Here is a 25,549-nt window from a genome sequence, read left to right on the forward strand (position 1 = left end):
GAGTGCTAACCGGCGCGATCTCAGTTCGCAAGCACCCGCGGCGAGGGGAAGGTGATTTCCACCAGCGTGCCTTCATTCGGCGCCGAGGTGATCGCGAAGGCGGCGCGGTTCGCATCCACCATCGCCTTGGTCAGCGGCAGGCCGAGACCGGTGCCGTCGCCCCGCTTGCGCGAACCGCCGGCCACCTGCCGGAATGGCTTCATGGCAAGTTCCAGCTCGGAACGGGTCATGCCGATGCCGGTGTCGCGGATGCGCAGAACCACGCTGCCATTCGCCTCATAGGCGGTAGAAACGACGATCTGGCCGCCGGACGGCGTGAACCGGATGGCATTCGACAGGATGTTCAGCACGATCTGCTTGATCGAACGAAGGTCGGCGACCACCTGCGGCACGGAATGCGACAGCGCGGTGCGGATGATCACCCGCTGGCCGTTTGCCTGCGGCTGCACCAGCGAAACCGCTTCCGACACCGTCTCGTTCAGGCCGACCGCGATGAAATCCAGTTCCAGTTCGCCCGCCTCGATCTTCGATATGTCGAGGAGGTCGTTGACGATGTCGAGCACATGGCGGCCGGAGCGGCCGATATCATTGGCATATTCCACGTAACGCGGATGGCCGATCGGTCCGAAACGCTCGGTCGCCATCATATCGGCAAAGCCGATGATCGCGTTGAGCGGCGTGCGGATTTCATGGCTGACATGCGCCAGGAATTCGCTCTTGTGGGCGTTTGCCGTCTCGGCGGCGCGCTTGGCAGTGCGCAGCTCGTCCTCGGTCCGTTTCCATTGGGTGATATCGCGGATCACGGCGCAATAGCCGTTGGAAGAGGTAAGCTTGCCGATCGTCATGAACAGCGGCAGGAAACCGCCGGATGCCTCGCGGCCGATGACTTCGCGCCCGTCATTCAGCACGCTCGCGACGCCATGGCCGGAAAGGCCGCTCAGGTAATCCAGGATCGCCCTCTGGCTCTCATGCGCAAACAGGGTCACGAAGGGCTGACCGCTGACTTCTTCGTTGTCGTAGTTGAACAGCGCGCTGGCGGCCCGGTTGACCGAACGGATTTCGCCGTCGGCGCCAAGGATGACGACACCATCGGTCGCGGTTTCCAGAATGGCGCGCAATTCCTCGACTTCCACCTGCAGCTTGGCGAGCTGATCGGCCGGACGCACGACGCGCAGCGGCACGACTTCGGCGATAGTCTCCGCTTCGCTCGCCGGCTGGCTTTCGGCGGCAACCGGCATCAAAGCCAGCATCAGCGCAGTCATATCGCCCCAGCGGACGGATTGCAGACGCGCGGTGACGGGTACGATGGCATCGTCGGCACGCACAACGACCATGCCACCGGCTTCCGCCGTCTTGCCTTCCAGATCCTGGCGCTGCAGCAAGGCATCGAGCCCGCCGACCTCGGCAAGATCGTCGAGAGAGGTATAACCGGTCAGGCGCAGGAATTCCGGATTGCCGTGGATCAGCGTATCGCCGGCATGAACCAGCAGGGCCACCGGCATCTGGTCGATGATCTCTGCCGAAAGCCCGATCCGCTCACGTACGGGGATCATCTGGCTCAGGAGTTCGCGGTCGGAAAGCTCCGGATGCGGGTCGTCCGAACGGGCGGCGACCGGCGGCACATCGCCTGGCTGAGCGGCAGCGATCTTCGCCAGTTCCTCGGGCTCCGTCGGTGCCTCGAATGCTTCATTGGCATTTTCGGCAAAGGCCTCGGCCTCTTCCTCGGAAATTGCCGGGGTCTCATCGAGCGAAGCCGTTTCCGAAGCATCCTGATCCGCTTCCGCCGCTTCGTCGGAGACCGGATCGGCTTCCGTGAAAGAGGCGGTTTCGCGCTCTTCATTCAGCAGGACATGCGGATCTTTGGCCGGATCGATCTCGACAGGCGTGGCGGCATTCGCCAAAGGCGCTTCCGGAGCAGCCGCAGTTTCGGTTTCCGGAGCTGCCGGCTTGTTTTCTTCGTTGCGACGCCCAACGAAATTGTCGAGCTGACGGGCGATTTCCTTGAAGGCGGCCTGCTCGTTGGGCGAGAGGCCGTCACGGCGCGTGGTGCGGCGCTCTTCGAGCTGGATCACCTTGTCGGAATGGCGGTGGCCGGGGTTTTCGATGATCCGCAGTGCCGGGCGCTCGCCTGCCGGCCAGTCCAACAGCGACGGAACCTGACGGCCGGACATCGGCTGATCTGTCTCGGTCGGCTCGGAGGCTTCACCTTCTTCCGACGTTGCGATCACATCCGACAATTCTGCGGCAGGTGCCTCGGTCGGAGTTTCATTGACGGCCTCTTCACTCGGCTGCAGCGTTTCGGAAACCAAACCGTCATCGTTCGACGGCTCCGTAATCTCATCGGCGGCAGGGTGGTGATCAGGCGTTTCCGAAACTTCGGCTGCTTCCTCGGAAACAGGTTCCGGATCCACAGCCACTTCCATCACCTGCGATGCAAGTTCCGGAGTGTCGGAAACGGCTTCGTCCGTCGACATCTCTTCCGGCCGTTCCGAAGGCGCAAAGCTCACCTGTTCGGCGGGCATGTCCGTCCCTACCTCTGCAGTTTGCTGCACCTTGTCCTCAAGGATGGAAGGTACAAGCGCCAGGCCGGTCGCAGTCGGATCTTCCGCCGCATCGCCGATACGCACGATGCCGAAGCCGCGGAAGCCGTCGAATTCACGGGTGCGGGTATAGGTCGGCAATGCGGCGAGGTCGACGGGCACGACAAGCGACGTTCCTTCGACCGGCCACCAGATGGTCTTGCCCGACCAGGTATCCCGCTTGTTCAGAAGCTCGATGATCTTGCCTTCGGGATCGAGATTGAAGAGGGCGGCGAGATCGGAAAAAGCCATGCCGTTGATATCGGCAGCATGCGGGCCGACGGCATCGGCAAATTCGCTGGAGACTTCGCTGAAGCGACCTTCCGCATCGATCTTCCAGACGAAACGCGTGGCGCGGCCATCGCGGCGGAAGGCGAAAGCCGGAACTTCCGGTTCTGCTTCGACCGTCTCGACAACCGGCGCCGATTGTTCGACTGCTTGTTCGGCGATCGCCTCGGCAGGCTGTTCGGTCCCGGCAACGATATCGATAGTATCTTCCGCGGGGATATTTGCCGGCTCCTTGGCCTCAGCATCTGCCGGCGCGTCATCCGTTGCTGCTTCAACAAGTGCTGCCGGTTGTTCCGTAACCTGAGCCGGCACATCGGCGGTTTCGAGAGAGATTTCCTCGTTGGCCTCTTCAGTCTCTTCGATCTCGGAAACGGCGGTGATGACATCCGCAAAATTGTCGGACGGTACAGCCTCGGCGGTAAACTCTTCGCTCGGTGCCGGTTCAGTCGTGGCCTCTTCAGGCTCGGTCGCGGCAATGTCTTCTACGGCTCCAGGGACGGGCTCTTCCGAAGCCATCTCATCCACAACAACCGGAGCCGTTGCAGCGTCGCGCGGCTCAAGACTGGCTTCCTGTGCCGGACGCCCGCCTACGGCCTCGACCGTGAAGAGCAGGTGCAGGGCCGGATCGTCGGAAAGCTTGCCGATCGCCGCCGGCAGATAGCCTTTCGAGGTGGCAATGGGGCGCTTCACGAGCCGGCTCGGGTCAGCGCCGGCCATGGTCGTCATCATCTCGGCCGTCTGTTTCGTGACGCCGAGCGCCGCGAAATCGGCGGAGGCGGCCAGTACGTCGCCATTCTCGTCGATGACCGCCATATGCGTATCCGGGTCGTCGAACCCTTCGATCATCCGGGCGGCACAGGCCGCAGGCGACAGCCGGCCCTTTTCGACCGGCGCGCTGAACAATACGGCGGTCTCGCCCTGAACCTTGATGAGTTCACAAACCGCCTGCACCGGAATGCGCTGGAAACCGGACGCAATGCGCATGGTGAAATTGCGGATATCGCCGATGGAACCGAGCTGGCGCGCCGCCGCCTCGGTCTGACGGAAGGCGATATCGATGCGGTTCGGGCCCTGGTCGAGGAAGTCGTAGATCGACGCGAAGCCGAAAAGATCGGCACCGCGGCCGTTTGCCCAGAGCGGGCTCTTCATATCCGGCGAAAACAGCACGATCGCTTCGCCAGCCGCGAAGCGTTCTCGCACACGCTCGTGCACGGCTATATCGATGAACGGATACTGGACTGCGGACATAGGCGAAACCTACAGGACGTTTGGAACCGGATTTCTTGGTATTTAACGGATTGTTAATAACCTTCCGCTGGTCTTGGGTCGAGAGTGGCGCTTCGCAAACCAAGGATAGGGTTAATTCGGGAAAGAATTTTTGTGCAGCGCACAATCATGTTGCAATGCACAACGACATCGTCTATATAAGAGGCATGAGATCTTCGGTGCTGCCGAAGAAAACGCCAACGAGGACCAATAGCGATGGCATACACCAACGACGTATTTTCTTTCTCCGCTTTCGACCCGTCGAAGTTCACTGAAAGCTTCCGCGACTTCGCTGAAAAGGGCGCCACCCAGTCCCGCGAAGCCTATGCTAAGATGAAAACCGCTACTGAGGAAGCCACCAAGACCGTGGAATCCACAATGCAGTCTGCTCAGGCTGGTTCCGTCGAACTGGGCCTCAAGGCGATCGACGCACTGCGCACCAATGCCGACGCTTCGCTTTCCCACATGGAAGCCCTGCTGGGTGTGAAGTCCGTTTCGGAACTTTTCGAACTGCAGACTTCTTTCTTCCGCAAGCAGGCTGAACTCACCGTCGAGCAGGCCAAGTCCATGCAGGACACTGCTCGCAAGATCGTCGAAGACGTTGCCAAGCCGGGCAAGGACGCTGCCGAAAAGGCAATGTCGACCTTCAAGGCCGCTTGATCTGCTGCATGATTTGAGAAGAGGCTGGAGCTGAAGTTCCGGCCTCTTCTATTTGCACGAAGGGGCTTGCCAAAACGGTTCGATGGCCGTATGTGACGCCTCAACGACGCCTGCGGGCGTTTGTGCGGTTGTAGCTCAGTTGGTTAGAGCGCAGGTTTGTGGCACCTGAGGTCGGAGGTTCGAGACCCCCCAACCGTACCATTCTATCCTATAAGCATTCTTCCTTCCCTATCTGCTTAACTCCTGTCATTTTCGCAGCGCCATCGTTCGACCCGAAATCGAACACATTTTTGTGCGCTGCACTATAAACCCTTGTCAGGATCGTAAGCATGCCTATGTTTGCGCCAGCAGGTGCCTAATTTTTTAGACTCTTGCGTCTTGGGCGCTTGCCCCCTTCACCTGCCAGATAGTCCGGCAGGCGTTTCCAGAAGGAGTCATGTAGATGACAATTTCCATGAATGATTTCGCATCCGCGAATGGAGCAAAACTTTCTCCGCAGCCTATTGCCGCCGCAGTTTCGGAGGCTCGCCGCGCAGTCGGTTACAGTGTCGAAGATCTCGCCGTCACGACCGGTCTCATCAACGATGAGATCTTGCGCATCGAAAACGGCACCGATGCCGACCCGGCCAAGCTGAAGCGTATCGCCTCGGCTCTCAAGGTTCCGGTTTCAAAGTTCCTGACGTCTTAAAGCAGGATATATGCCGGCCGCATCGGCGGCCGGCATTCGGCCACGCTATCCTGGCGAAGGCTTTTTTCTTTCCCATTCCCCATTGCTGCCTGTCCGTATCGCCTGACTATCAGGGCGACCCCGTGCGTCGCATGAAAACATCGCCTTCGGTTTCGACCAGTTCCTTCAGGAACTCGACGACGGCCCGCAGGCGCATGAGATCGCGTGTCGTTTCGTGATAGGTCGTCCAGTAGGAACGGCGGATCGAAATCTCGGGCAGTACAGGGGTGAGCTCGGGATATTGGCGTGCGACATAATCGTGCAGGATGCCGATGCCGGCGCCGGAGCGCACCGCTTCCGTCTGGCCGATTGCGCTCGATATCTCGAAACTGGCGTCCCAGTCGCGCATCACCTCGCCCGTGAAGTTGAGGGAAGGGGAGAAGATCAGGTCTTCCACATAACCGATGCGCGGATGGCCCTTAAGCTCATCGACGGTCTTCGGCACGCCTGCCTGCTCCAGATAGGCTTTCGAGGCATAAAGCCCGAGCGTATAATCCGTGAGCTTTGATGAAATCAGCCGCCCTTGTTCCGGCCGCTCGATGGTAATGGCGATATCCGCCTCGCGCTGCGATAACGAGAACGACCGTGGTACCGGCACCAACTGCAGCTTCAATTCCGGATGCCGGCGCGTCAGCTGACCGAGCCGCGAGGCGAGGAACGATACCCCGAAACCGTCCGGCGCGCCGATCCGCACCGTGCCGGCAATCGCCGTATCGATGCGGCCGGTGCTTGCCTGCGCCGCCAGCATTTCCGTTTCCATCCGCTCGGCGGCGCGAAAGAAGACTTCGCCCTCGGCCGTCAGCTCGCAGCCATTGGTGCGGCGGATAAGAAGCCGGGTGCGCAGATCCTCCTCCAGCGCCGTGACCCGCCGGCCGAGCGTCGCGTGGTTGATCCCCAGCCGGCGCGAGGCTGCAAGGATCTGGCCGGAGCGCGCCACCGCCAGGAACATACGGACGTCATCCCAGTTCATGATCCCTCACTTCGCCCCCATCATGATGGGATCGACATCGATCAGCCTCAGCGACCGCACCATATCTGCCGTCTCCCGCATGTATTTGAGGAAATGCGGCATTCCCAAATGGGCATCATAGGCCTCCCGGCCGGCATAGACTTCCAGAATTCGGATCAATTCCGGCTGCGCTTTTTCCGAGACCGCATGCAGCATCAGCACGCCGGGCTCCAATGCGATCGACGCTTCTATTTCTTCGGACAGCAGTGCCCGGTAGGCGTCCAGCCGGGCAGGATCGATTTCAAGCTCCGCAATCCTGACGATCTTTTCCGACACGATCTTGCCAACCTTGCTTCAATTTTTGCACAACGGATACTTATTTCATTCCATTGCGCTGTGCAAATTGAGGAGTACACTCCCGCCATCTATAAAAACGGAGGAGCATACCCATGCGCGAGATCGGGCATTTCATCGGCGGCAAGCACGTTGCCGGCACCAGCGGCCGTACGGCCGACGTCTTCAATCCCGCCACTGGCGAAGTCCAGGCGAAGGTGGCGCTGGCGAGCGTTTCCGAAATCCGCGCCGCGGTGGAAAACGCCAAGGAAGCGCAGCCGAAATGGGCCGCCACCAACCCACAGCGCCGCGCCCGTGTCTTCATGAAGTTCGTCGACCTGCTCAACCAGAACATGGACGAACTGGCCGAGATGCTGTCGAGGGAGCATGGCAAGACGGTCGAGGATTCCAAGGGCGACGTCATTCGCGGTCTCGAAGTCTGCGAATTCGTCATCGGCATCCCGCACCTGTCCAAGGGCGAGTTCACCGAGGGCGCCGGCCCGCAGATCGACATGTATTCGATGCGCCAGCCGGTCGGCATCGGCGCGGGCATCACGCCGTTCAATTTCCCGGGCATGATCCCGATGTGGATGTTTGCGCCGGCCATCGCCTGCGGCAATGCCTTCATCCTGAAACCGTCCGAGCGCGATCCGTCCCTGCCGATCCGCCTTGCCGAACTGATGATCGAGGCGGGCCTTCCGGCCGGCATCCTCAACGTCGTCAACGGCGACAAGGCGGCCGTCGATGCGATCCTCACCGATCCGGATATCGGCGCCGTTTCCTTCGTCGGTTCGACGCCGATTGCCCGTTATGTCTATGGTACGGCCGCGATGAACGGCAAGCGCGCCCAGTGCTTCGGCGGCGCCAAGAACCACATGATCATTATGCCGGATGCCGATCTGGACCAGGCCGTCAACGCCCTGATGGGCGCGGGCTACGGTTCGGCCGGCGAGCGCTGCATGGCCGTTTCCGTCGCGGTGCCTGTCGGTGAGGAAACCGCCAACCGCCTGGTCGAGAAGCTGGTACCGAAGATCGAGTCGCTTCGCATCGGCCCCTATACCGACGACAAGGCCGACATGGGTCCAGTCGTCACCAAGGAAGCGCATGCCCGCATCAATGGCCTGATCGACCGCGGCGTCGAAGAGGGCGCAAAGCTGGTGGTCGATGGCCGCGGCTTCAAGCTGCAGGGTTATGAAAACGGCTATTTCGTCGGCGGCACGCTGTTCGACAATGTCACGCCGGATATGGACATCTACAAGCAGGAAATCTTCGGACCGGTTCTCTCCGTTGTTCGCGCCCATAACTATGAAGATGCCCTGTCACTGCCGATGAAGCATGAATACGGCAACGGCGTCGCGATCTTCACCCGCGACGGCGACGCGGCCCGTGACTTCGCAAGCCGCATCAATATCGGCATGATCGGGATCAACGTGCCGATCCCGGTTCCGCTCGCCTACCATTCCTTCGGCGGCTGGAAGGCTTCGTCTTTCGGCGACCTCAACCAGCACGGCACGGACTCGATCAAGTTCTGGACCAAGACCAAGACGATCACCGCCCGCTGGCCGTCCGGCATCAAGGACGGCGCCGAGTTCGTCATGCCTGTCATGAAGTGATAGTGAAGGCGCCGGCCAACCGGCGCCTTAAATTTCCCCAACGCCTTGAATTAAAAAGAATAGTCGGGTTTTTTCGGAAACCTGACTATTTTTGTCGTTGGACTACTTGAAAGTCGTGGAGTGCTCTAACATTTCCCCCGGGTTTTGGGTTGGCCGGCCATGGGGATGGCGGTCGTTAGGGGATTTATTTCATGGCTATGTCAGGAATGGCGCCTTCCGCAGGCGCGGGTCAGTTTCAGCGTGCCTCGTTCACCGGCAGCGCCGGCGAATATTTCGGCATCTGGATCGTCAACGTACTTCTGACGATCATCACGCTCGGCATCTATTCGGCCTGGGCGAAAGTACGCCGCAACCGCTATTTTTACGGCAACACGGTCATCCTGGATCGTGCTTTCGAATATCACGCCACCGGCAAGCAGATCTTCATCGGCCGGCTGATCGTCGTCGGCTTCTTCATCGTCATGAACATCCTGGCCGTGATCGTGCCGCCGGTGGCGATCATCACGCCGATCGTGCTGTTGATCGCACTGCCCTGGCTGATCCAGCGCGGCGTGCGTTTCAGCGCCCGCGTCACCAGCTATCGCAATGTCCGTTTCGATTTCGTAGGCACCGCCGGCGGCGCCTTCAAGGCGATCATTCTCGGCAGCATCATCGCCGCGATCACGTTTGGTATCCTGGCGCCGGTCGCCAGCCGCTGGCTGTGGCGTTATCTGTTCAACAACTTCCGTTACGGTGACCGCAAGTTCGCCACCGAGCCGCGTCTTGGCGCGATCTATGGCGTCTGGTTCCTTTCCGCGGCCATGGTCGTCATCGGTACCGTCATCGTCGGTGGCATTGTCGCGGTGGTGGTTGCCGGCGCATCCGCTGCCGGAGAAGGCCTTGCAGGTGAATTGGAAGGCTTCAACGTCGCGGCTTTCCTCGGCATTTATGCCGTCGCCATCGTCTATTTCCTCGTGTACGGCCTCGCGGCACTCTTCTACCGCGCTGGTGTGCGCAATGTCGCTTGGTCTGCCGCGACGCTCGATGGCCGCCATGAACTGTTGAGCGATGTGTCGCGCGTTCGTTACGCCTGGATCGTCATCTCCAACATCATCCTGACGGTTCTGACGCTCGGCCTGATGCGGCCCTGGGCGGCGGTGCGCATGGCGCGTTACGTCAACGAGCACACGGCGATCCGCGTCAACGGCAATATCGGCGAGGTCCTGTCGTCAATGGAAGCGTCGGGTGCGGCGATCAGTGCCGAATACATGGATCTGGAAGGCTTCGACTTTGGCTTCTGATCACGGGATCATCGCTAAAGGAGAATGGCACAAGGCCAATTCCAGCCAGGCCATGGAAGCGGAACTGCGCGAGGAGGAGGGGCGGGTCACCGCCCTTTCCGACGGGCAGGTTTTTGCTTTCGCGGTGCTGGGTCGGGTGGAGTTCAGCCAGCGGGTGGGCTCGATCCCGCGCCGTGTGACGTTCCCGGACGGCTCGGTCTTCGAAACGCGCGATAATGACGCCGTCGATGCCTACCTGCGTGCCCGTCACGGAGTGCGAAGCGGGATCATCCATCGGCTGGAAGAATTTCACCCACGCCTGATCGTCTTCACCATCGCGGTGATCCTGCTCGGCATGTCGATCTACCGCTACGCTCTGCCGGCGCTGGTGGAAGTCGCCGTGCTGGTAACGCCACCCTTCGTGCCGGAAATGATCGGTTCCGGAACGCTGGCCTCGCTAGACAGAACGGTTCTCAAGCCATCAGAACTTCCGGAAGCGCAACAGCGGAAGTTCGCCGAAGGGTTTTCCAAGCTTGCCGCGCGCTCCAAGGGCGGAGAGGCGGCCTATAAGCTGAATTTCCGCGATGGCGGCGTGATCGGCCCGAATGCCTTCGCCTTGCCGGATGGCAACCTGATCCTCACCGACGATCTGGTGAAGCTAGCCGGCAGCGACGAGGAAATGGTGCTCGGCGTGCTCGGCCACGAGATCGCCCATGTGGAAGGCGAGCACAGCCTGCGCCAGCTCTATCGCGCAGCCGGCGTTGCCGGTCTCGTCATGCTGATCGCCGGCGATGTGGGCTCGGGCGTCGAGGATATCCTCACCCAGGGCGGCACGCTTCTGGCATTGTCCTATTCCCGCTCTGCGGAAGCGGAGGCTGACCGTCGCTCCGTCGAATTGATGAACGCCGGGGGTTACGATCCTGCCGCCCTTGCCCGCTTCTTCGCCATCCTGGAAGACAAGCTTGGCGATCACGGCAAGACGAATATGCTCTCCAGCCACCCCGGCACGCCGGAGCGCCAGCAGGATATCCGCGCCTATGCCGCTGAAATCAAAGGCCGACCTCAGCCATGACAAGCATGAGACAAGGTAAGCATGATTGAACACAGCTGTTGACGTATCCGAAGGCTGATCTAATTTAGCCTGTGGAGTAGGAGTGGGGAGTTCAGTTATGGTTTATGAGTGGGACGAAAAGCGTGCCCGTCGCGCGCATCTGGCCCGTATGGGCATCGGCATGCTGTTCGGTCTGATGATCGTCGCGGTTCCGGCCTGGGTTGCGATCAGCCTGGAAATTCTTTGATCTCGCACGCTTCGGCATGTCTCTATCCCGGCATGCTCTCATATGACGTGAAAACGCATAAGGGCCGACTTTCGCCGGCCCTTTTTGTTTGCGCTCTTTGATCAGCCCTCAGCTTTCCGGGCCTTCGTTGAAGCCGACCTTGTCGACCAGCTCGGAGGCCTTCTTGCGGTTGGCGGCGATATCGGCAAGCGACAGCGTATCCGGCTTGATCGGGCCGAAGCCCTTGACGACGGCGGACGGCTCCGCACCCGGCATGACCGGATATTCGAACACCTGTTCCGCATAGATCTGCTGCGCCTTGCCGGACGACAGGAATTCCATCAGCTTGACGGCATCGGCCTTGTTCGGCGAATTCTTGGCGAGCGCCATGCCGGAAATGTTTACATGAGTGCCGCGATCATTGGCATTCGGGAACATGACCTTGATCGCCTCGGCCCACTTCTTCTGCTCCGGCTCCTTCTCGTTGGTCTGCATCAGACCGACATAATAGCTGTTGCCGATGCCGATATCGCAGCCGCCGGCGAGAATCGCCTTGGCCTGGTCGCGGTCGCCGCCGCTCGGCTTGGAGGTCAGGTTGTTCTTGACGCCCTTCAGCCAGGTTTCGGTCTTGGCTTCGCCATGCACGGCGATCATCGAGGCGATCAGGCCGATATTGTAGGAATGCTGGCCGTCGCGGACGCAGATCTTGCCCTTCCATTTCGGATCGGCAAGTTCCTCATAGGTGATGGCCGTCTGGGTGACGCGCTCCTTGGAGGCGTAGATGACACGGCCGCGGGTGGTCAGGCCGAACCATTCACCCTGCGGATCGCGCAGATTGGCCGGGATGTCCTTGTTGATCGTCGCATTGCCGGTAACGGGCTGCGTCACGCCGCCTTCCTTGGCTTCCATCAGGCGGGCGATGTCGATCGTCATGATGACGTCGGCCGGCGAATTGGCGCCTTCCGCCTTGATGCGCTCGACCAGACCCTTGTCGAGGAAGAGCACGTTGGTTTTGATTCCCGTCTCCTTGGTAAAGGCATCGAGCACCGGCTTGATCAGATCCGGCTGGCGATAGGAGTATATATTCACCTCCCCAGCCGCCGATGCCGCGGTGGCGCTCGCAAGCGCAGATACACCAATAAGTGTAAATTCGCGGAATGACCGGAAAAATGACATGCAAAATCCTCCTAGGGTTGTTATCTTGACGCAGATGGTCATGATTTGATTTAACCGTCAATGGGAGAGGATCAGAGCTGCCGGAAAACCTGATCACGATTTTCTTATTTTGGAATTGTTCAAAACTAGCAGAGCCTCTATATAGGGACTGCAAGAGTCTCGGGAGACCAGCATGCGCTTGACGAAACAGACGAATTACGCGGTACGGATGCTAATGTACTGCGCGGCGAATGAAGGTCACCTCAGCCGTATTCCGGAAATTGCCAGGGCTTACGGCGTTTCCGAACTCTTTCTTTTCAAGATTCTCCAGCCGCTCACCAAGGCCGGTCTGGTCGAAACCGTTCGCGGCCGCAACGGCGGCGTGAAGCTCGGCCGCGCAGCCGACCGCATCACTCTTTTTGACGTGGTTCGCGTCACGGAAGACAGTTTTGCCATGGCGGAATGCTTCGAGGATGGTGCGGTGGAATGTCCGCTTGTTGACAGCTGCGGCCTCAACTCGGCGCTTCGCAAGGCACTGAACGCCTTCTTCGACGTGCTGGCCGAATATACGATCGACGATCTGGTCAAGGCGCGCCCGCAGATCAATTTCCTGCTCGGCCTCGACACGCTGCATCTGCCGAAGATCGTTGCTCCTGCGGCCTGATTGTAATTCGCTGGTCTCTTTTGAAAGCGTCGCCGACCGGGCGGCGCTTTTTGCTTTTTGTCATTTCCCGCAATTGACGTCGCCCGCATATGCAATAGAAGGGCTTTAGGCGTTTGCGGCCTTTCGGCCATTCCTTTCCTGTGGCGCCTTCAGGACATGTGCCCATGAATTTTCCGGAATTGCGGGACTTCGCGCTGACGGCGCTGATCGGTACCGCCGGCGCCCTGATCGCAATCGCGGTCGCTTTTCCCGCTCCTTATCTCATTGGCCCCGCCATTGCGGTGACGATTGCCGGACTGGCAGGCGTCAGGCTTTCCGTGCCGAACGTGGTTCGCAGCGCCTGTTTTGTCGTCGTCGGGGTCTCCATGGGCACGACGGTGACGCCGGAGGTGATCGAGGCTGCGCGCACATGGCCGCTGAGTTTCGTCATGGTTCTGGTGACGGTGGTGATCCTGCTTTACGCCAGCTGCTTCGTGCTGCAGCGGTTCTTCCACTATGACCGTATCACGTCGCTCCTGTCGTCCTCTCCCGGCCACCTGAGCTATATCCTCAGCCTTGCCGCCGAGATGCGCTGCGACCTGCGCACCGTCAGCATTTCTCAGAGCGTGCGCGTCCTAGCTTTAACCATCACCACGCCGATCATCGTCAGCGCGCTGGATCTGGTCGACGTGAACGCCGTGCTGGTCATCCAGCCGATGAGCACGCCGATGCTTGTCGGATCGTTGGTCGCGGCCGTACTCGTCGGCCTTTTCTTCATGCGGCTGAACTTTCCGGCCGCGCTTCTTCTCGGCGGTGTTGCGGTGTCCATCGGTACGCATGTGACGGGCTTTATCAGCGGTGCGGTTCCGGACTGGCTGCTGACCCCGATCTATATTCTGCTCGGCGCGCTGATCGGCACCCGTTTCAGCGGCGTCTCGATCCGCGAAGTCCGAAAGGCCTTTCTTGCCGGTGCCGTCGTCACCGTCGTCGTAACCATTCTTGCCGGAAGCGTTGCGCTCTGCGTTTCCTATTTCCTCGGCGTGCCGCTGGATGCCGCGCTGATCGCCTTTGCACCGGGCGGGCTGGAAACCATGTCCGCCATGGCGGTCATGCTCAATGCAAACCCGACCTATGTCGGCGCCCATCATGTCCTGCGACTGCTGTTCCTGTCGGTGCTGATGCCGCTGGTGCTCGGCAAAGATGCCCGCCAGAAATAGCAGCTCCGGAGGCGGCCGCCGTTCCTGCTTGCCGAGCCGGTCCAACCCGGTTATCCCGTCCTTGAGACATGAACGGAAATGGGCCGGCAATCATGGTTGAGAAAGCTTCCTTGGCAGTTATCGTCATGGGCGTCAGCGGATCGGGAAAAACCTCCGTCGGCGAAATGATGGCCAAAAATCTCGGTTGCCGTTTCGTCGAAGGCGACCGCCTGCATCCGGCTGCCAACATCGAAAAGATGGAAAAGGGTGTCCCGCTGACCGACGAGGACCGCTGGCCTTGGCTCGATCTGATCGGCGATGAACTGGCTGCCGCCGTTCGCGACGGCCAGGATATCGTCGTCACCTGCTCGGCGCTGAAGAAAATCTACCGCGAGCGGCTCCGCAATGCCGCTGCCGGCCGGCTGAAATTCGTCTTTCTCACCGGCGACCCAAAGGTGCTGGAAAGCAGGATGGGCGCGCGTACCGGCCATTTCATGCCGACCTCGCTTTTGCAGAGCCAGCTCGCGACGCTTGAAAGCCCGGAGGGCGAGCCGGGCGTGGTGACGGTGAATATCGATGCGCATGTTGATGTCATCGTCGAGGAGGCCTTGAAAGGCCTGTCGAAGAATTGACGCCAAGAATTGACACGCGTCAATAAAATCTGATTACTGCTCTTATTTCGGCTTTACAGAGGCCTATAGTGACGGTCCAAGTATTTTAACAAAAACCGAAAAACCGTGTGATCTGAAACTCTTCACGCGCCGTATAAAGACACACTTTGTGTTTGTGCGATCTCGTCATGTCTCCGAAAAATCGGCCATGGACGGAATGCATTGATGGCACGTTTGAGGAGAGACTGTGCGAATGGCAGATTCGACGCAAGGGCCTGGGCGAGGTTCGCTTCGCCGGGTTCCGAAACAGGAGAGAAGCCGCGAGCGCATCGACGAGATCCTCAAAGTATCGATGGACCTGATCGGCCGCAAAGGCATCGATGCCGTGACCATGAAGGAAATCGCCGCGCTCTCAGGCGGTCCGATTGCCTCTGTTTACCAGTATTTCCCGAATAAATCCGCCATCATAGCCATGCTCTACGAGCGTTATGTCGAGGAAGTGCGCGGCCTGGTCAGCGGCCATATCGGCGCCATCACCACGCCGGATCAGGCGCTTGACGCCACCGACCTGCTGTTCGACGCTTATTATTACAAAATGCGCGAAAGACCTTCCACGCAGGATTTGCTGAACGCCATCCAGGCGGACAAGGCGCTTGCCGATCTGGATATCGCCGAAACGCGTTTCCAGGCCGAGGTCTTTTATCGGGCGACCGAACATTTCGTCGGCGAAGGCCTTCGCGAAGGATACGGCCGCACGCTGTTCGTGATGTTCCACATGGCGGGTGCCACGCTGCGGTTGGCGCTGATGGTGTCAGAAGCGGAGGCCGCGCAGGTCATCTCGCAGTTCAAGTCGATCGTCCGCGCCCAGTCGACCTTTTTCTTCACCGGCAGCTTCCCGGCTTCGGCCTGATCAGAGGCCGAGGCGGTCCCGAAGACCGTACCACCATGCCCCGAGCATGGTGAGCGGCACGCGGAACGTACGTCCGCCGGGGAAGGGGAGGTTGGGCAGCGATGCCCAGATATCGAACCGCTCCGCATGACCGGCGACTGCTTCGCCCAGAATTTTTCCGAGCAGATGCGTGGTGGTCACCCCGTGGCCACTGTCGCCATGCGAGAAATAGACTTTGTCGGAAAGCCGGCCGATATGAGGAATACGAGTCAGCGTCAGCGCGAAATTGCCGCTCCAGGCATAATCGATCTTCACATCCTTCAACTGCGGAAAGGTCTTCAGCATATTGGGGCGGATGACGCCGGTGAGATCCTTCGGATCGTTGCCGCCATAACCGATGCCGCCGCCATAAAGCAGCCGGTTGTCGGAGGTGCGGCGGTAATAATCGAGGATATAGTTGGCATCCTCGACGCAATAATTCTCCGGCAACAGGCTCTCGATCAGCCGGGCATCCAGCGGTTCCGTCGCCATCACCTGGCTTGAGACCGGCATCATCCGGCCGTGCACTTCGGGCATGAGCGGCGCGAGATAGGCGTTGCCGCAAACGAGCACGTAGTAAGCCCTCACGGAACCCTTATCCGTCCGCACCACCGGCGTCTCGCCCGTATCGAGACCGATGACGCGCGAACCCTCGAAAATCCGTCCGCCAAGGCTTTCCACCGCCGCCGCCTCGCCGAGAACGAGGTTAAGCGGATGGATATGCCCGCCGAGCTTGTCGATCATTCCGCCGGCATACCGGTCGGTCTTCACATATTTGCCGACCTCGGCCTTCGAGACCATTTCCAGTCCGGTATGGCCGTGCTTTTCCCAATGCGCCTTGCCGTCCGCCATCTCGCGGATCTGCTTGTCGGTGAAAGCCGCAAAGAAGCCGCCATGCACGAGGTCGCAATCGATCCCGTATTTCGCCACCCGTCCGCGAATGATCTCGCCGCCTTCCAGCGACATTTCGCCGAGCTTCACCGCCTTCTCATGCCCGTAGCGGCTGGCGATCACTTCGAGGTCGCGGCTATAGCCGTTGACGATCTGCCCGCCATTGCGGCCGGAGGCACCGAAGCCGATGCGTTCCGCCTCCAGCACAACGACCGAATATCCACGCTCGGCAAGTTCGAGAGCCGCGGAAATGCCGGTGAAGCCGGCGCCGATGACGCAGATATCCGCTTCCGTTTCGCCTTCCAAAACGGGCCGGACACGTTTGTCCTTGGCGGAGGCGGCGTACCAGGAGTTCGTATGGCGCGGATTGTCGGCAGGTTTGAAAGCCATGTCTTACACCGTCCGGATATAGGCGTCGTATTCCACATCGGTGACGCGGAGCGAGAATTCGGAAAGTTCCTGTTGTTTGCAGGCCGTATAGAGCGCCCGGTATTTTGGCCCGAGCGTCGCATAGGCGAAGGTCGAGCGGCTGAACTGTTGCAGCGCATAATCCCAGTTGGTCGGCAGCGGCTCGTGGCTGATCGCATGCTGGTCGCGCCGCCCGGATTGCGCTTTTCCTTCATGCCGGTCAGCGCCGCATTGAGGATCATCGCCAGGACCAGATAGGGATTGGTGTCGGACCCCGCGACGCGATGTTCGATACGCGTGGCCGGCTTCGAGGCGGTGATCACCCGCACCGCCGCCGAACGGTTATCGAAGCCCCAGGAGGCATAGGTCGGCGCATGTTCGGAGGGGCGCAGGCGGCGGTAGGAATTGGCATGCGGCGCAAACACCGCCATGCTTTCTCCCATGTTTTCCAACAATCCGCCGACCGAATGGAACAGTGCTTCCGAAGGCCCGTCATCGCCGACATAGACATTGCGTCCGGCCTCGTCGATCAGCGAGAAATGCACATGCATGCCACTGCCGGCCTGCATGCCATAGGGTTTCGCCATGAAGGTGGCATCGAGATCGTTGGCCCGCGCCACGCCCTTAACGATGCGCTTCAGCAGCACCGCGTAATCGGCCGCCTTCAGCGCATCCGGCACATGGTTGAGGTTGATCTCATACTGGCCGGGACCGTTTTCCCGCAGCGTCGTATCGGCTGGAATGCCTTGCGCCCGAGCCGCGCTGGCGATGCCGTGGAAGACATCCTCGAAATCCTGCAGTTCCGAGATTGAAAGCACCTGCGTCTGCCCCGTATGCCAGCGGCCATCGCGGGAATTCGGTGGACGCACCGGATCGAGCGCCGAGCGCACCGGATCGATGAGGTAGAATTCCAGCTCCGTTGCCACGACCGGTGTCAGGCCGATCTTCGCAAAGCCTTTCAGCACATTTGCTAAAACCTGCCGCGGATCGCCGTAGAAGCCGGCGCCATCCGGATCACGCATGCCGAGCAGGACCTGTGCGGTCGGTCGGTTCAGCCATGTGACGCGCGACAGCGTGCCGGGGATCGGGAAACAGATGCCGTCCGGATCGCCGGTGCCTTCCGCCAGCCCGGCATTGTTGACGTCGCGGCCCCAGACGTCCAGCGCGTAAACGGAGCGCGGCATCGCCATGCCTTTCGACAACACGTCGAGCGCCCGTTCGCGCGGAATCCATTTGCCGCGCGGCACGCCGTTCACGTCGATGACGAAGGCTTCGAGGACTTCGATATCCGGATTGTTTTCGAAAAAGATCTGGGCGTAGCTGATATCATCCATGGGATATCAGATAGCCCAGACTTCAAAGCATGTCGCGCAAAAGTGTGCCGCGGTTTTGCGAGAACGACATGCGAAAAAAGAGACGCTAAAGTGCTCGAGCGAATCCGCAAGATCGCGGTGCGCTTTAGCTTTCGACTAGGCGTTGAAACGTTCCGGGCGATAGGCCGAGATATCGATCAACGTCTTTTCACCGCAGATGGCTTCCGCGATCACCTGACCCGTTACCGGGCCGAGGGTGAGGCCGTGATGCGCGTGGCCGAAGGCGAACCACAGGCCTTCATGGCGCGGCGCCTTGCCGATGACCGGCATCATGTCCGGCGTGCAGGGGCGGGCGCCCATCCAGGGCTCCTTGTCCAGCCGTTCGCCAAGCGGGAAGATTTCCCGCGCGACCGCTTCGGCGCGCTGCAACTGCACCGGCGTCTTCGGCGCATCGCGGCGGGCGAACTCGGCGCCGGTGGTCAGGCGGATGCCCTGATTCATCGGCGCGAGGAAATAACCCCGCTCCGCATCCATGGTCCAGCCATTCAGCTTGGCATTGCCCTTCGGCGCATAATGCATGTGATAGCCGCGCTTGACGCCCACCAGGAAATTGTAGCCGAGCGGCTTGGTGACCGTATCCGACCACGGCCCGAGCGCCACGACCACATGCTTCGCCTCGACCGTGCCGTCTGCCACGACGACTCGCCAGCCGGTGGTCGTCTTGGAAAGGCTCTTCGCATCGCCCTTCAGCACCCGGCCGCCAAGCTTTTCGAACAGTGCCAGATAGGCACGCGTCAGCGCCAGCGGATCCTTGACCGACCATGGATCTTCCCAGCGCAGCCCGCCGACGAAATCACCAGACAGATTGGGCTCCTGCTCGGCGATATCGGCCGGTGAAAGCTCCTTGAAGGCAACGCCATATTCCTTTTTGAGCCGCGTCGCCTCGCCGATTTCGCCGTCATGCTTGGCGCGGGTGCGGAACACTTCCGTCCAGCCGTTCTTGGCGATCAGATCCTGCGCGCCGGCTTCCTCGATCAGCTCGTTATGGGTGGAGATCGAATGCTCGATCAGCGGCGCATAGGAACGCGCGATCAGCTGATGACGGGTCAGGTTCGAGTTCCACCAGTATTTCGCCAGGAACGATGTGACCGAGGGAATGGCCTTCCAGTGGTAATGCGCATCGATGCGGTTGTTCAGCGCATAACGCAGGATCAGACCGAACTGCTGCGGAAAACCGTAGGGCACCACGCCTTCGCGCTGGATCAGGCCGGCATTGCCGTAGGACGTTTCCATGCCCGGTTCCTGCCGGTCGACGAGAACAACCGACTTGCCGCGCCGCGCCAGCTGTACTGCCGTCGAAACGCCGATGATGCCGGCTCCCAGCACGATCACATCTGTTGTTGCCATGATCTGAATTCCATTCCCAAGTTTTATGGTTCAAGTCTTTTATGCTTCTAGCACCTGACCATGCCGCCCCGGATGCTGCGGTGCAATTGAAAAATTGCCACCACATATATGGATTCCCTATTTCTTCGTGCCCGGCATCCAATCGAATGCCTATGGGCCGCTCGCTACCTTCTGGATCGTGCATCGCTTTCGATGCCATCCATCAAGGAGTGACTGAAATGTTTGGTCGTTTGGGAAGCATTACCTTCCTGCATCTCGCCGAAGCCGAGGCGCAACGACGCCGGCTCGCCGATGGCAACCGCCCGGAAGATGCCAATCTCGGCATTTTCCTGCGGCTGATCGGCGTCATCGCGCTCGGCGTCTGCGCGGCAAGCCTCGTCTCGATGGCGGTGGCTTGAAGGAGATGGCCATGAACAAGTCTAAGCTCAGCAACGCCTGGAAAAGCGAACCTCCCCAACGCGCCGGCGTACGCTTCATGGTCGGCCGCGATGCCGGCGGCCGCTGGATCGTCTCCGACCGCGAAGGTCGTGTCGGCGGCCTGTTCACCGACCGTGCCTCGGCAGTGCATTTCGCCATGTTCGAAAGCGACCACTTGCCGGGCGCCGTCTGCTGCGTGCCGGAAGAGGTGACGCTGAGCTTGGATTCGGCTTTCGACAGCCGGGCGATGCGGCCGGGCATTAAGGTCGCGGGCAGGGCATAGAGGCGGACATGTCCAAGTCGTTCGATCGGGTGCGCGGGTATGTTTATCCGCGGGCGGTGAATTTTGACGCGCGGGATAGTGCCCGGGCTTCAACGGTCATTCTTGGCATGCTGGGTGTGATGTGGGTTGTCATTCTCATCGCCCAGGTGATCATGCTGATTGCGGGGTAGGGAGGGAGCCGCGCGCTCCTGTCTTCCCCCTTGCGGGGAAGATGTCAGCAGAGCTGACAGATGGGGGTGGTGCCACGAACCCGACGTTAGAGGTTGTTGAACCACCCCCCTCCGCCCTGCCGGGCACCTCCCCCGCAAGGGGGGAGGCTGGCCAGAGGCGCTGCTCAACCCCAAAATTCCTATAAAATTCCTATTTCTTTCCCCGTCCCTCAATCTCGAACCCCTATGCGCTCCAGCCGCATATTAGGCGTCGAGATGCAGACCATCTCAAAAGCCAGAAAAGCATGATCGGTGCCCCATCCGGACGGCACCCTTCATCTTGCCTGGCTCCCCAAAACCCGGAGTCCAGATCGATGATGGATATCATTCTACTCGGCACAGCGGTCGTCTTCTTCGCGCTCTGCTTTGCCTACACGCAAGCCTGCGACAGGCTTTGAAAGGAGGCCGCCGATGATCTTCGATTATGTCCTGAGCGGTGCCGTGACCGTATTTCTCACCGTCTATCTCACCTACGCTCTCATTCGTCCCGAACGTTTCTGACGAAGCGCGGGTATTGAAAGTTTCCTCCCATGACCCTCAACGGATGGTTACAGATCCTCGTTTTCTGCGGGGTTCTGATCATGCTCGTCAAACCGCTCGGCGCTTATATCACGCGGGTGTTTTCCGGCGAGCGCACACTCCTCTCCCCGGTCCTCGTTCCCGTCGAACGGGGCCTTTACGCATTGGCCGGCACCAGCGAGCGCGAAGAACAGCATTGGACCTCCTATGCCTTCTCGCTGCTGATGTTCAACCTGCTCGGCACGCTGGTTCTCTACGGCCTGCTGCGCTTCCAGGACATGCTGCCGATGAACCCGGCCGGCATGGCTGCCGTCGGCCCCGAGCTTTCCTTCAACACCGCCACCAGCTTCGTCGCCAACACCAACTGGCAGAGCTACGGCGGTGAAAGCACCATGTCCTATCTCAGCCAGATGATGGGCCTTGCCGTGCAGAACTTCGTGTCTGCCGCAACCGGCATGGCGATAGCCATCGGCCTGATCCGTGCCTTCTCGCGCGCCTCCGGTAAGGCGCTCGGCAATTTCTGGGTCGATATGACCCGCGCCGTTCTTTATGTCCTGCTGCCGATCTGCGTCGTGCTGACGCTCGTTTATGTCTGGCTCGGCGTACCGCAGACCTTCGGTCCTTACGTGGAAGCCACGACGCTCGAAGGCGCCAAGCAGACGATCGCGCTCGGGCCTGTCGCCTCGCAGCTCGCCATCAAGATGCTCGGCACCAATGGCGGCGGTTTCTTCAACGCCAACTCCGCGCATCCGTTCGAAAACCCCGACAATATCTCGAACATGATTCAGATGTTGTCGATCTTCGCGATCGGTGCAGCCTTCACCAACGTCTTCGGCCGCATGGTCGGCAACCAGCGCCAGGGCTGGGCGATCCTCTCTGCAATGTTCATCCTGTTCATTGCTGGCGTGGCCGTCGTCTACTGGGCGGAAGCTGCCGGCAATCCGATCATGCACCAGCTTGGCCTTGCAGGTGGCAACATGGAAGGCAAGGAAGTCCGCTTCGGTGTCGTCATGTCGTCGCTCTTCGCGGTCATCACCACGGCTGCCTCCTGCGGCGCGGTCAATGCGATGCACGGCTCGTTCACGGCGCTTGGCGGCCTGATCCCGATCATCAACATGCAGCTCGGCGAAGTCATCGTCGGCGGCGTCGGCGCGGGCTTCTACGGTATCGTGATGTTCATCATCGTCGCCGTCTTCGTGGCGGGCCTGATGGTCGGCCGCACGCCGGAATATCTCGGCAAGAAGATCGAGGCGAAGGAAATGAAGATGGCGCTTCTCGCCGTCCTCTGCCTGCCGCTCGCCATGTTGGTCTTCGCCGCGATCGCCACCGTGCTGCCCTCCGCCGTCGCCTCGATCGGCACGGCCGGTCCGCATGGCTTCTCCGAAATCCTCTATGCCTATACGTCGGCTGCGGCCAACAACGGCTCGGCTTTCGGTGGCCTCACCGGCAACACGCCCTGGTACAACGTCACGCTCGGCATCGCCATGCTGATGGGGCGTTTCCTGGTCATCATCCCGGCGCTCGCCATTGCCGGCTCGCTGGTCGCCAAGAAAACGGTTCCCGCTTCGGCCGGCACGTTCCCGACCGATGGCGGCCTGTTCGTCGGTCTTCTCGTCGGCACGATCCTGATCGTCGGCGGCCTCACCTTCATGCCCGCCCTGGCGCTCGGCCCCGTGGTCGAACACCTGGTCATGATCGCCGGCCAGACATTTTGAGGATGGTAGTCATGAGCATTCGTCAGGCCCTCCGCAAACAGTCCGACCTTGCCTCGCAAAAGCGGGGCAAGGGGACCACCAAAGGTCATCAGAGCTGGTGTGGTTCCAATGCAATCCTCGCGATGATGGCGGGTGTTCTCGCCATCGTCTGCGCAGTCGAAATCCTTCACGGCTGATCAGCTTCCCTTATCGGGAACGCAAGTCGCCTCTTTTTCAAAGCTGGAGTCTCTTATGAGCCAGTCCAAATCCGCGAGTATCCTCGATAGTCGCATCCTCATTCCGGCCGTGGGCGGCGCTTTTACCAAGCTCAACCCGCGGACGCTCGCCAAGAACCCGGTCATGTTCGTCGTGGCCGTCGTCTCGGTACTGACTACCATCCTGTTCCTCCGCGACCTTGCGAGCGGCAACGGCAATCTCGGCTTCTCCTTCCAGATCAACCTTTGGCTCTGGTTCACCGTGCTGTTCGCCAACTTCGCGGAGGCCGTTGCCGAGGGCCGCGGCAAGGCGCAGGCGGATTCGCTGCGCAAGACCCGCACTGAAACCCAGGCCAAACTGCTGACCGGCAATGACCGCACCGCCTACAAGATGGTGCCCGGCACCAGCCTCAAGGTGAACGACGTCGTCATCGTCGAGGCGGGCGATATCATTCCGTCGGACGGCGAAGTGATCGAAGGCGTCGCCTCGGTCAACGAAGCCGCCATCACCGGTGAATCCGCCCCGGTCATCCGCGAATCCGGCGGCGACCGTTCGGCTGTGACAGGCGGCACGCAGGTCCTGTCCGACTGGATCCGCGTGCGCATCACCGCCGCTGCCGGCTCCACCTTCATCGACCGGATGATCGCGCTCGTTGAAGGCGCCGAACGCCAGAAGACGCCGAACGAGATCGCGCTCAACATCCTGCTTGCCGGCATGACGCTGATCTTCGTACTCGCCACCGCGACGATCCCGAGCTTCGCATCCTATGCCGGCGGCTCGATCCCGATCATCGTACTGGTCGCGCTGTTCGTGACGCTGATCCCGACGACGATCGGCGCGCTTCTCTCGGCCATCGGCATCGCCGGCATGGACCGCCTCGTCCGTTTCAACGTGCTCGCCATGTCCGGCCGCGCCGTGGAGGCTGCCGGCGATGTCGATACGCTGCTCTTGGACAAGACCGGCACGATCACCCTTGGCAACCGTCAGGCGACGGAGTTTAAGCCGGTCCGCGGAGTTACCGCCCAAGAACTGGCCGATGCTGCCCAGCTTGCCTCGCTCGCCGACGAAACGCCGGAAGGCCGCTCGGTCGTCGTGCTCGCCAAGGAGAAATACGCCATCCGCGCCCGCGACATGGCGAGCCTGCAGGCGACCTTCATTCCGTTTACCGCCCAGACCCGCATGAGCGGCGTCGATATCGACGGTTCGCAGATCCGCAAGGGCGCCGTCGATGCGGTTCTCGCCTATGTCGGTTCAGGTCCGCTGCAGGTTTCCGGCAACACGGCGATTGCCGTGAGCCCGGAAAATGAAACCGTGCGTGAACTGCGCGGCATTGCCGAGGAGATTGCCAAGGCCGGCGGCACCCCGCTCGCTGTCGCCCGCGACGGCAAACTGCTCGGAGTCATCCAGCTCAAGGATATCGTCAAGGGCGGCATCCGCGAACGGTTCGCGGAGCTGCGCCGCATGGGCATCCGCACCGTGATGATCACCGGCGACAACCCGATGACCGCCGCCGCCATCGCTGCCGAAGCCGGCGTCGACGACTTCCTCGCCCAGGCCACACCGGAAATGAAACTCGCCCTCATTCGCGAGGAGCAGGCCAAGGGTAAGCTGGTCGCCATGTGCGGCGACGGCACCAATGACGCTCCCGCGCTGGCCCAGTCAGACGTTGGCGTTGCCATGAACACCGGCACGGTGGCCGCCCGCGAGGCCGGCAACATGGTCGACCTCGACTCGGACCCGACGAAGCTCATCGAGATCGTCGAGATCGGCAAGCAGCTCTTGATGACCCGTGGCGCACTGACGACGTTTTCGATCGCCAACGACATCGCCAAGTATTTCGCCATTATCCCGGCGATGTTCCTGGCCTTTTATCCGCAGCTTGGTGTGCTCAACATCATGGGCCTCGCCACGCCGCAGAGCGCCATCCTGTCAGCGATCATCTTCAATGCGCTGATCATCATCGCGCTGATCCCGCTGTCGCTGAAGGGCGTGAAGTACCGCGCCATCGGCGCCGGCGCGCTTCTGTCCCGTAACCTGCTGGTCTACGGCCTCGGTGGCATCATCGTCCCGTTCATCGGCATCAAGGCGATCGACATGGTCATCACGGCAATCGGTCTCGCTTAAGGAATCTCGTCATGTTGAAACAACTCCGCCCGGCAATCGTCATGATCGTTGCCACCACTGTTATCACCGGTCTGATTTACCCCTTCGCGATGACCAGCGTTGCCCAGGCCATATTCCCGGCGCAGGCAAACGGCAGCCTGATCGAAAAGAACGGTCAGGTTGTCGGCTCGAAACTGATCGGCCAGGCTTTTGCCGGCGACCAGTATTTCCATGGCCGGCCCTCGGCTGCCGGCGCCAATGGCTATGATGCTGCCTCGTCCTCCGGCTCCAACCTCGGCCCGACCAGCCAGAAGCTGATCGATCGCGTGAAGGCCGATTATGAGGCGGCCAAGGCGACCAATCCGAATGCAGAAGTGCCGATCGATCTGGTCACCGCCTCGGGTAGTGGGCTTGATCCGCATATCTCGCCGGAAGCGGCTTATTTTCAGGTGCCGCGTGTGGCGAAGGCTCGCAATGTGGATGAGGCCAAGGTTCGTGCACTGGTCGATGAGAGTGTCGAGGGTCGCGAACTCGGGTTCCTCGGTGAACCTGTCGTCAATGTGCTTGCGCTTAATATGAAGCTTGATGCACCTATGACGCGGTGA

General features: G+C 60.6%; 24 protein-coding genes, 1 tRNA gene and 1 pseudogene. 19 read left to right on the forward strand and 7 right to left on the reverse strand.

Annotated elements, in window-relative coordinates; translation table 11 throughout:
• Window positions 1-20 precede the first annotated feature (20 nt).
• The gene (locus tag KX729_RS04955) at window positions 21-4,115 is read right to left on the reverse strand and encodes an ATP-binding protein (protein WP_219741338.1); all 4,095 of its coding nucleotides are present in this window, start codon (window positions 4,113-4,115) and stop codon (window positions 21-23) included.
• A 234-nt stretch (window positions 4,116-4,349) separates the two neighbouring features.
• Between KX729_RS04955 and KX729_RS04960 the strand changes: the two genes are divergently transcribed.
• The 3 genes from KX729_RS04960 to KX729_RS04970 all read left to right on the forward strand — a co-directional run bounded on the left by KX729_RS04960 (window position 4,350) and on the right by KX729_RS04970 (window position 5,481).
• A complete protein-coding gene (locus KX729_RS04960; RefSeq protein ID WP_219741339.1) occupies window positions 4,350-4,793 on the forward strand; it encodes a phasin in 444 nt (147 codons plus the stop codon).
• A 124-nt stretch (window positions 4,794-4,917) separates the two neighbouring features.
• A tRNA-His gene (locus KX729_RS04965) sits at window positions 4,918-4,994 on the forward strand.
• Window positions 4,995-5,235: 241 nt separating this feature from the next.
• Window positions 5,236-5,481 (forward strand): helix-turn-helix domain-containing protein, encoded by a 246-nt coding sequence (locus KX729_RS04970; RefSeq protein ID WP_219741340.1) that lies wholly within the window; start codon window positions 5,236-5,238, stop codon window positions 5,479-5,481.
• Between the two features lie 109 nt (window positions 5,482-5,590).
• Here the strand turns inward: KX729_RS04970 and KX729_RS04975 are convergent, their stop codons facing one another.
• Window positions 5,591-6,490 (reverse strand): LysR family transcriptional regulator, encoded by a 900-nt coding sequence (locus tag KX729_RS04975; RefSeq protein ID WP_219741341.1) that lies wholly within the window; start codon window positions 6,488-6,490, stop codon window positions 5,591-5,593.
• 6 nt (window positions 6,491-6,496) lie between these two features.
• The gene (locus KX729_RS04980; RefSeq protein ID WP_376775919.1) at window positions 6,497-6,805 is read right to left on the reverse strand and encodes a putative quinol monooxygenase; all 309 of its coding nucleotides are present in this window, start codon (window positions 6,803-6,805) and stop codon (window positions 6,497-6,499) included.
• 113 nt (window positions 6,806-6,918) lie between these two features.
• Between KX729_RS04980 and KX729_RS04985 the strand changes: the two genes are divergently transcribed.
• From KX729_RS04985 to KX729_RS34230, 4 genes are all read left to right on the forward strand, one after another.
• Window positions 6,919-8,415 (forward strand): CoA-acylating methylmalonate-semialdehyde dehydrogenase, encoded by a 1,497-nt coding sequence (locus KX729_RS04985; RefSeq protein ID WP_219741342.1) that lies wholly within the window; start codon window positions 6,919-6,921, stop codon window positions 8,413-8,415.
• A 191-nt stretch (window positions 8,416-8,606) separates the two neighbouring features.
• On the forward strand, window positions 8,607-9,695 hold the full coding sequence (locus tag KX729_RS04990; protein ID WP_219741343.1) for a YjgN family protein: 1,089 nt from the start codon (window positions 8,607-8,609) through the stop codon (window positions 9,693-9,695).
• Window positions 9,685-10,746, forward strand: coding sequence for a M48 family metallopeptidase (locus KX729_RS04995; protein ID WP_246617418.1), 1,062 nt, complete (start codon window positions 9,685-9,687; stop codon window positions 10,744-10,746). Before KX729_RS04990 ends, KX729_RS04995 begins: the two co-directional genes overlap by 11 nt.
• A gap of 97 nt (window positions 10,747-10,843) precedes the next feature.
• On the forward strand, window positions 10,844-10,972 hold the full coding sequence (locus tag KX729_RS34230) for a hypothetical protein (RefSeq protein ID WP_281423210.1): 129 nt from the start codon (window positions 10,844-10,846) through the stop codon (window positions 10,970-10,972).
• Between the two features lie 108 nt (window positions 10,973-11,080).
• On the opposite strand, the gene KX729_RS05000 is transcribed toward KX729_RS34230, so the two are convergent.
• Window positions 11,081-12,127 (reverse strand): Fe(3+) ABC transporter substrate-binding protein, encoded by a 1,047-nt coding sequence (locus tag KX729_RS05000; protein WP_219741344.1) that lies wholly within the window; start codon window positions 12,125-12,127, stop codon window positions 11,081-11,083.
• 172 nt (window positions 12,128-12,299) lie between these two features.
• Between KX729_RS05000 and rirA the strand changes: the two genes are divergently transcribed.
• From rirA to KX729_RS05020, 4 genes are all read left to right on the forward strand, one after another.
• Window positions 12,300-12,770, forward strand: a complete 471-nt coding sequence (gene rirA, locus KX729_RS05005; protein WP_219741345.1) for an iron-responsive transcriptional regulator RirA — start codon at window positions 12,300-12,302, stop codon at window positions 12,768-12,770.
• A gap of 164 nt (window positions 12,771-12,934) precedes the next feature.
• The gene (locus tag KX729_RS05010) at window positions 12,935-13,966 is read left to right on the forward strand and encodes an AbrB family protein (protein ID WP_219741346.1); all 1,032 of its coding nucleotides are present in this window, start codon (window positions 12,935-12,937) and stop codon (window positions 13,964-13,966) included.
• A 68-nt stretch (window positions 13,967-14,034) separates the two neighbouring features.
• Window positions 14,035-14,577 (forward strand): gluconokinase, encoded by a 543-nt coding sequence (locus KX729_RS05015; RefSeq protein ID WP_376775920.1) that lies wholly within the window; start codon window positions 14,035-14,037, stop codon window positions 14,575-14,577.
• A gap of 232 nt (window positions 14,578-14,809) precedes the next feature.
• Complete coding sequence (locus KX729_RS05020; RefSeq protein WP_219741347.1) at window positions 14,810-15,466, forward strand: TetR/AcrR family transcriptional regulator; 657 nt, start codon at window positions 14,810-14,812, stop codon at window positions 15,464-15,466.
• Here the strand turns inward: KX729_RS05020 and KX729_RS05025 are convergent, their stop codons facing one another.
• The 3 genes and pseudogenes from KX729_RS05025 to KX729_RS05035 form a co-directional block, all read right to left on the reverse strand.
• The gene (locus KX729_RS05025) at window positions 15,467-16,765 is read right to left on the reverse strand and encodes an NAD(P)/FAD-dependent oxidoreductase (protein ID WP_219741348.1); all 1,299 of its coding nucleotides are present in this window, start codon (window positions 16,763-16,765) and stop codon (window positions 15,467-15,469) included.
• A gap of 3 nt (window positions 16,766-16,768) precedes the next feature.
• A pseudogene (locus KX729_RS34380) lies at window positions 16,769-18,117 on the reverse strand (glutamine synthetase family protein).
• 135 nt (window positions 18,118-18,252) lie between these two features.
• Window positions 18,253-19,503, reverse strand: a complete 1,251-nt coding sequence (locus KX729_RS05035; RefSeq protein ID WP_219741349.1) for an NAD(P)/FAD-dependent oxidoreductase — start codon at window positions 19,501-19,503, stop codon at window positions 18,253-18,255.
• A 218-nt stretch (window positions 19,504-19,721) separates the two neighbouring features.
• Here KX729_RS05035 and KX729_RS05040 point away from each other — a divergent pair, with 218 nt between their 5' ends.
• From KX729_RS05040 to kdpC, 8 genes are all read left to right on the forward strand, one after another.
• Window positions 19,722-19,901, forward strand: coding sequence for a hypothetical protein (locus tag KX729_RS05040; RefSeq protein WP_219741350.1), 180 nt, complete (start codon window positions 19,722-19,724; stop codon window positions 19,899-19,901).
• 11 nt (window positions 19,902-19,912) lie between these two features.
• Window positions 19,913-20,203, forward strand: coding sequence for a hypothetical protein (locus tag KX729_RS05045; protein WP_219741351.1), 291 nt, complete (start codon window positions 19,913-19,915; stop codon window positions 20,201-20,203).
• A gap of 8 nt (window positions 20,204-20,211) precedes the next feature.
• Window positions 20,212-20,373 carry a hypothetical protein gene (locus KX729_RS05050; protein ID WP_219741352.1) on the forward strand — a complete coding sequence of 54 codons (162 nt, stop codon included), beginning with the start codon at window positions 20,212-20,214 and terminating at the stop codon, window positions 20,371-20,373.
• A 450-nt stretch (window positions 20,374-20,823) separates the two neighbouring features.
• A complete protein-coding gene (locus tag KX729_RS05055) occupies window positions 20,824-20,913 on the forward strand; it encodes a K(+)-transporting ATPase subunit F (RefSeq protein ID WP_111561755.1) in 90 nt (29 codons plus the stop codon).
• A gap of 29 nt (window positions 20,914-20,942) precedes the next feature.
• Window positions 20,943-22,646: a potassium-transporting ATPase subunit KdpA gene (kdpA, locus tag KX729_RS05060; RefSeq protein ID WP_219741353.1), complete on the forward strand. Its 1,704-nt coding sequence runs from the start codon at window positions 20,943-20,945 to the stop codon at window positions 22,644-22,646.
• An 11-nt stretch (window positions 22,647-22,657) separates the two neighbouring features.
• On the forward strand, window positions 22,658-22,822 hold the full coding sequence (locus tag KX729_RS05065) for a hypothetical protein (protein WP_219741354.1): 165 nt from the start codon (window positions 22,658-22,660) through the stop codon (window positions 22,820-22,822).
• Window positions 22,823-22,877: 55 nt separating this feature from the next.
• Window positions 22,878-24,965 carry a potassium-transporting ATPase subunit KdpB gene (gene kdpB / locus KX729_RS05070; protein ID WP_219741355.1) on the forward strand — a complete coding sequence of 696 codons (2,088 nt, stop codon included), beginning with the start codon at window positions 22,878-22,880 and terminating at the stop codon, window positions 24,963-24,965.
• Window positions 24,966-24,976: 11 nt separating this feature from the next.
• A complete protein-coding gene (gene kdpC / locus KX729_RS05075; RefSeq protein ID WP_219741356.1) occupies window positions 24,977-25,549 on the forward strand; it encodes a potassium-transporting ATPase subunit KdpC in 573 nt (190 codons plus the stop codon).

Origin of the sequence: Neorhizobium populisoli, from assembly GCF_019430945.1 — a bacterium.
Classification (GTDB): Bacteria; Pseudomonadota; Alphaproteobacteria; order Rhizobiales; family Rhizobiaceae; genus Neorhizobium; species Neorhizobium populisoli.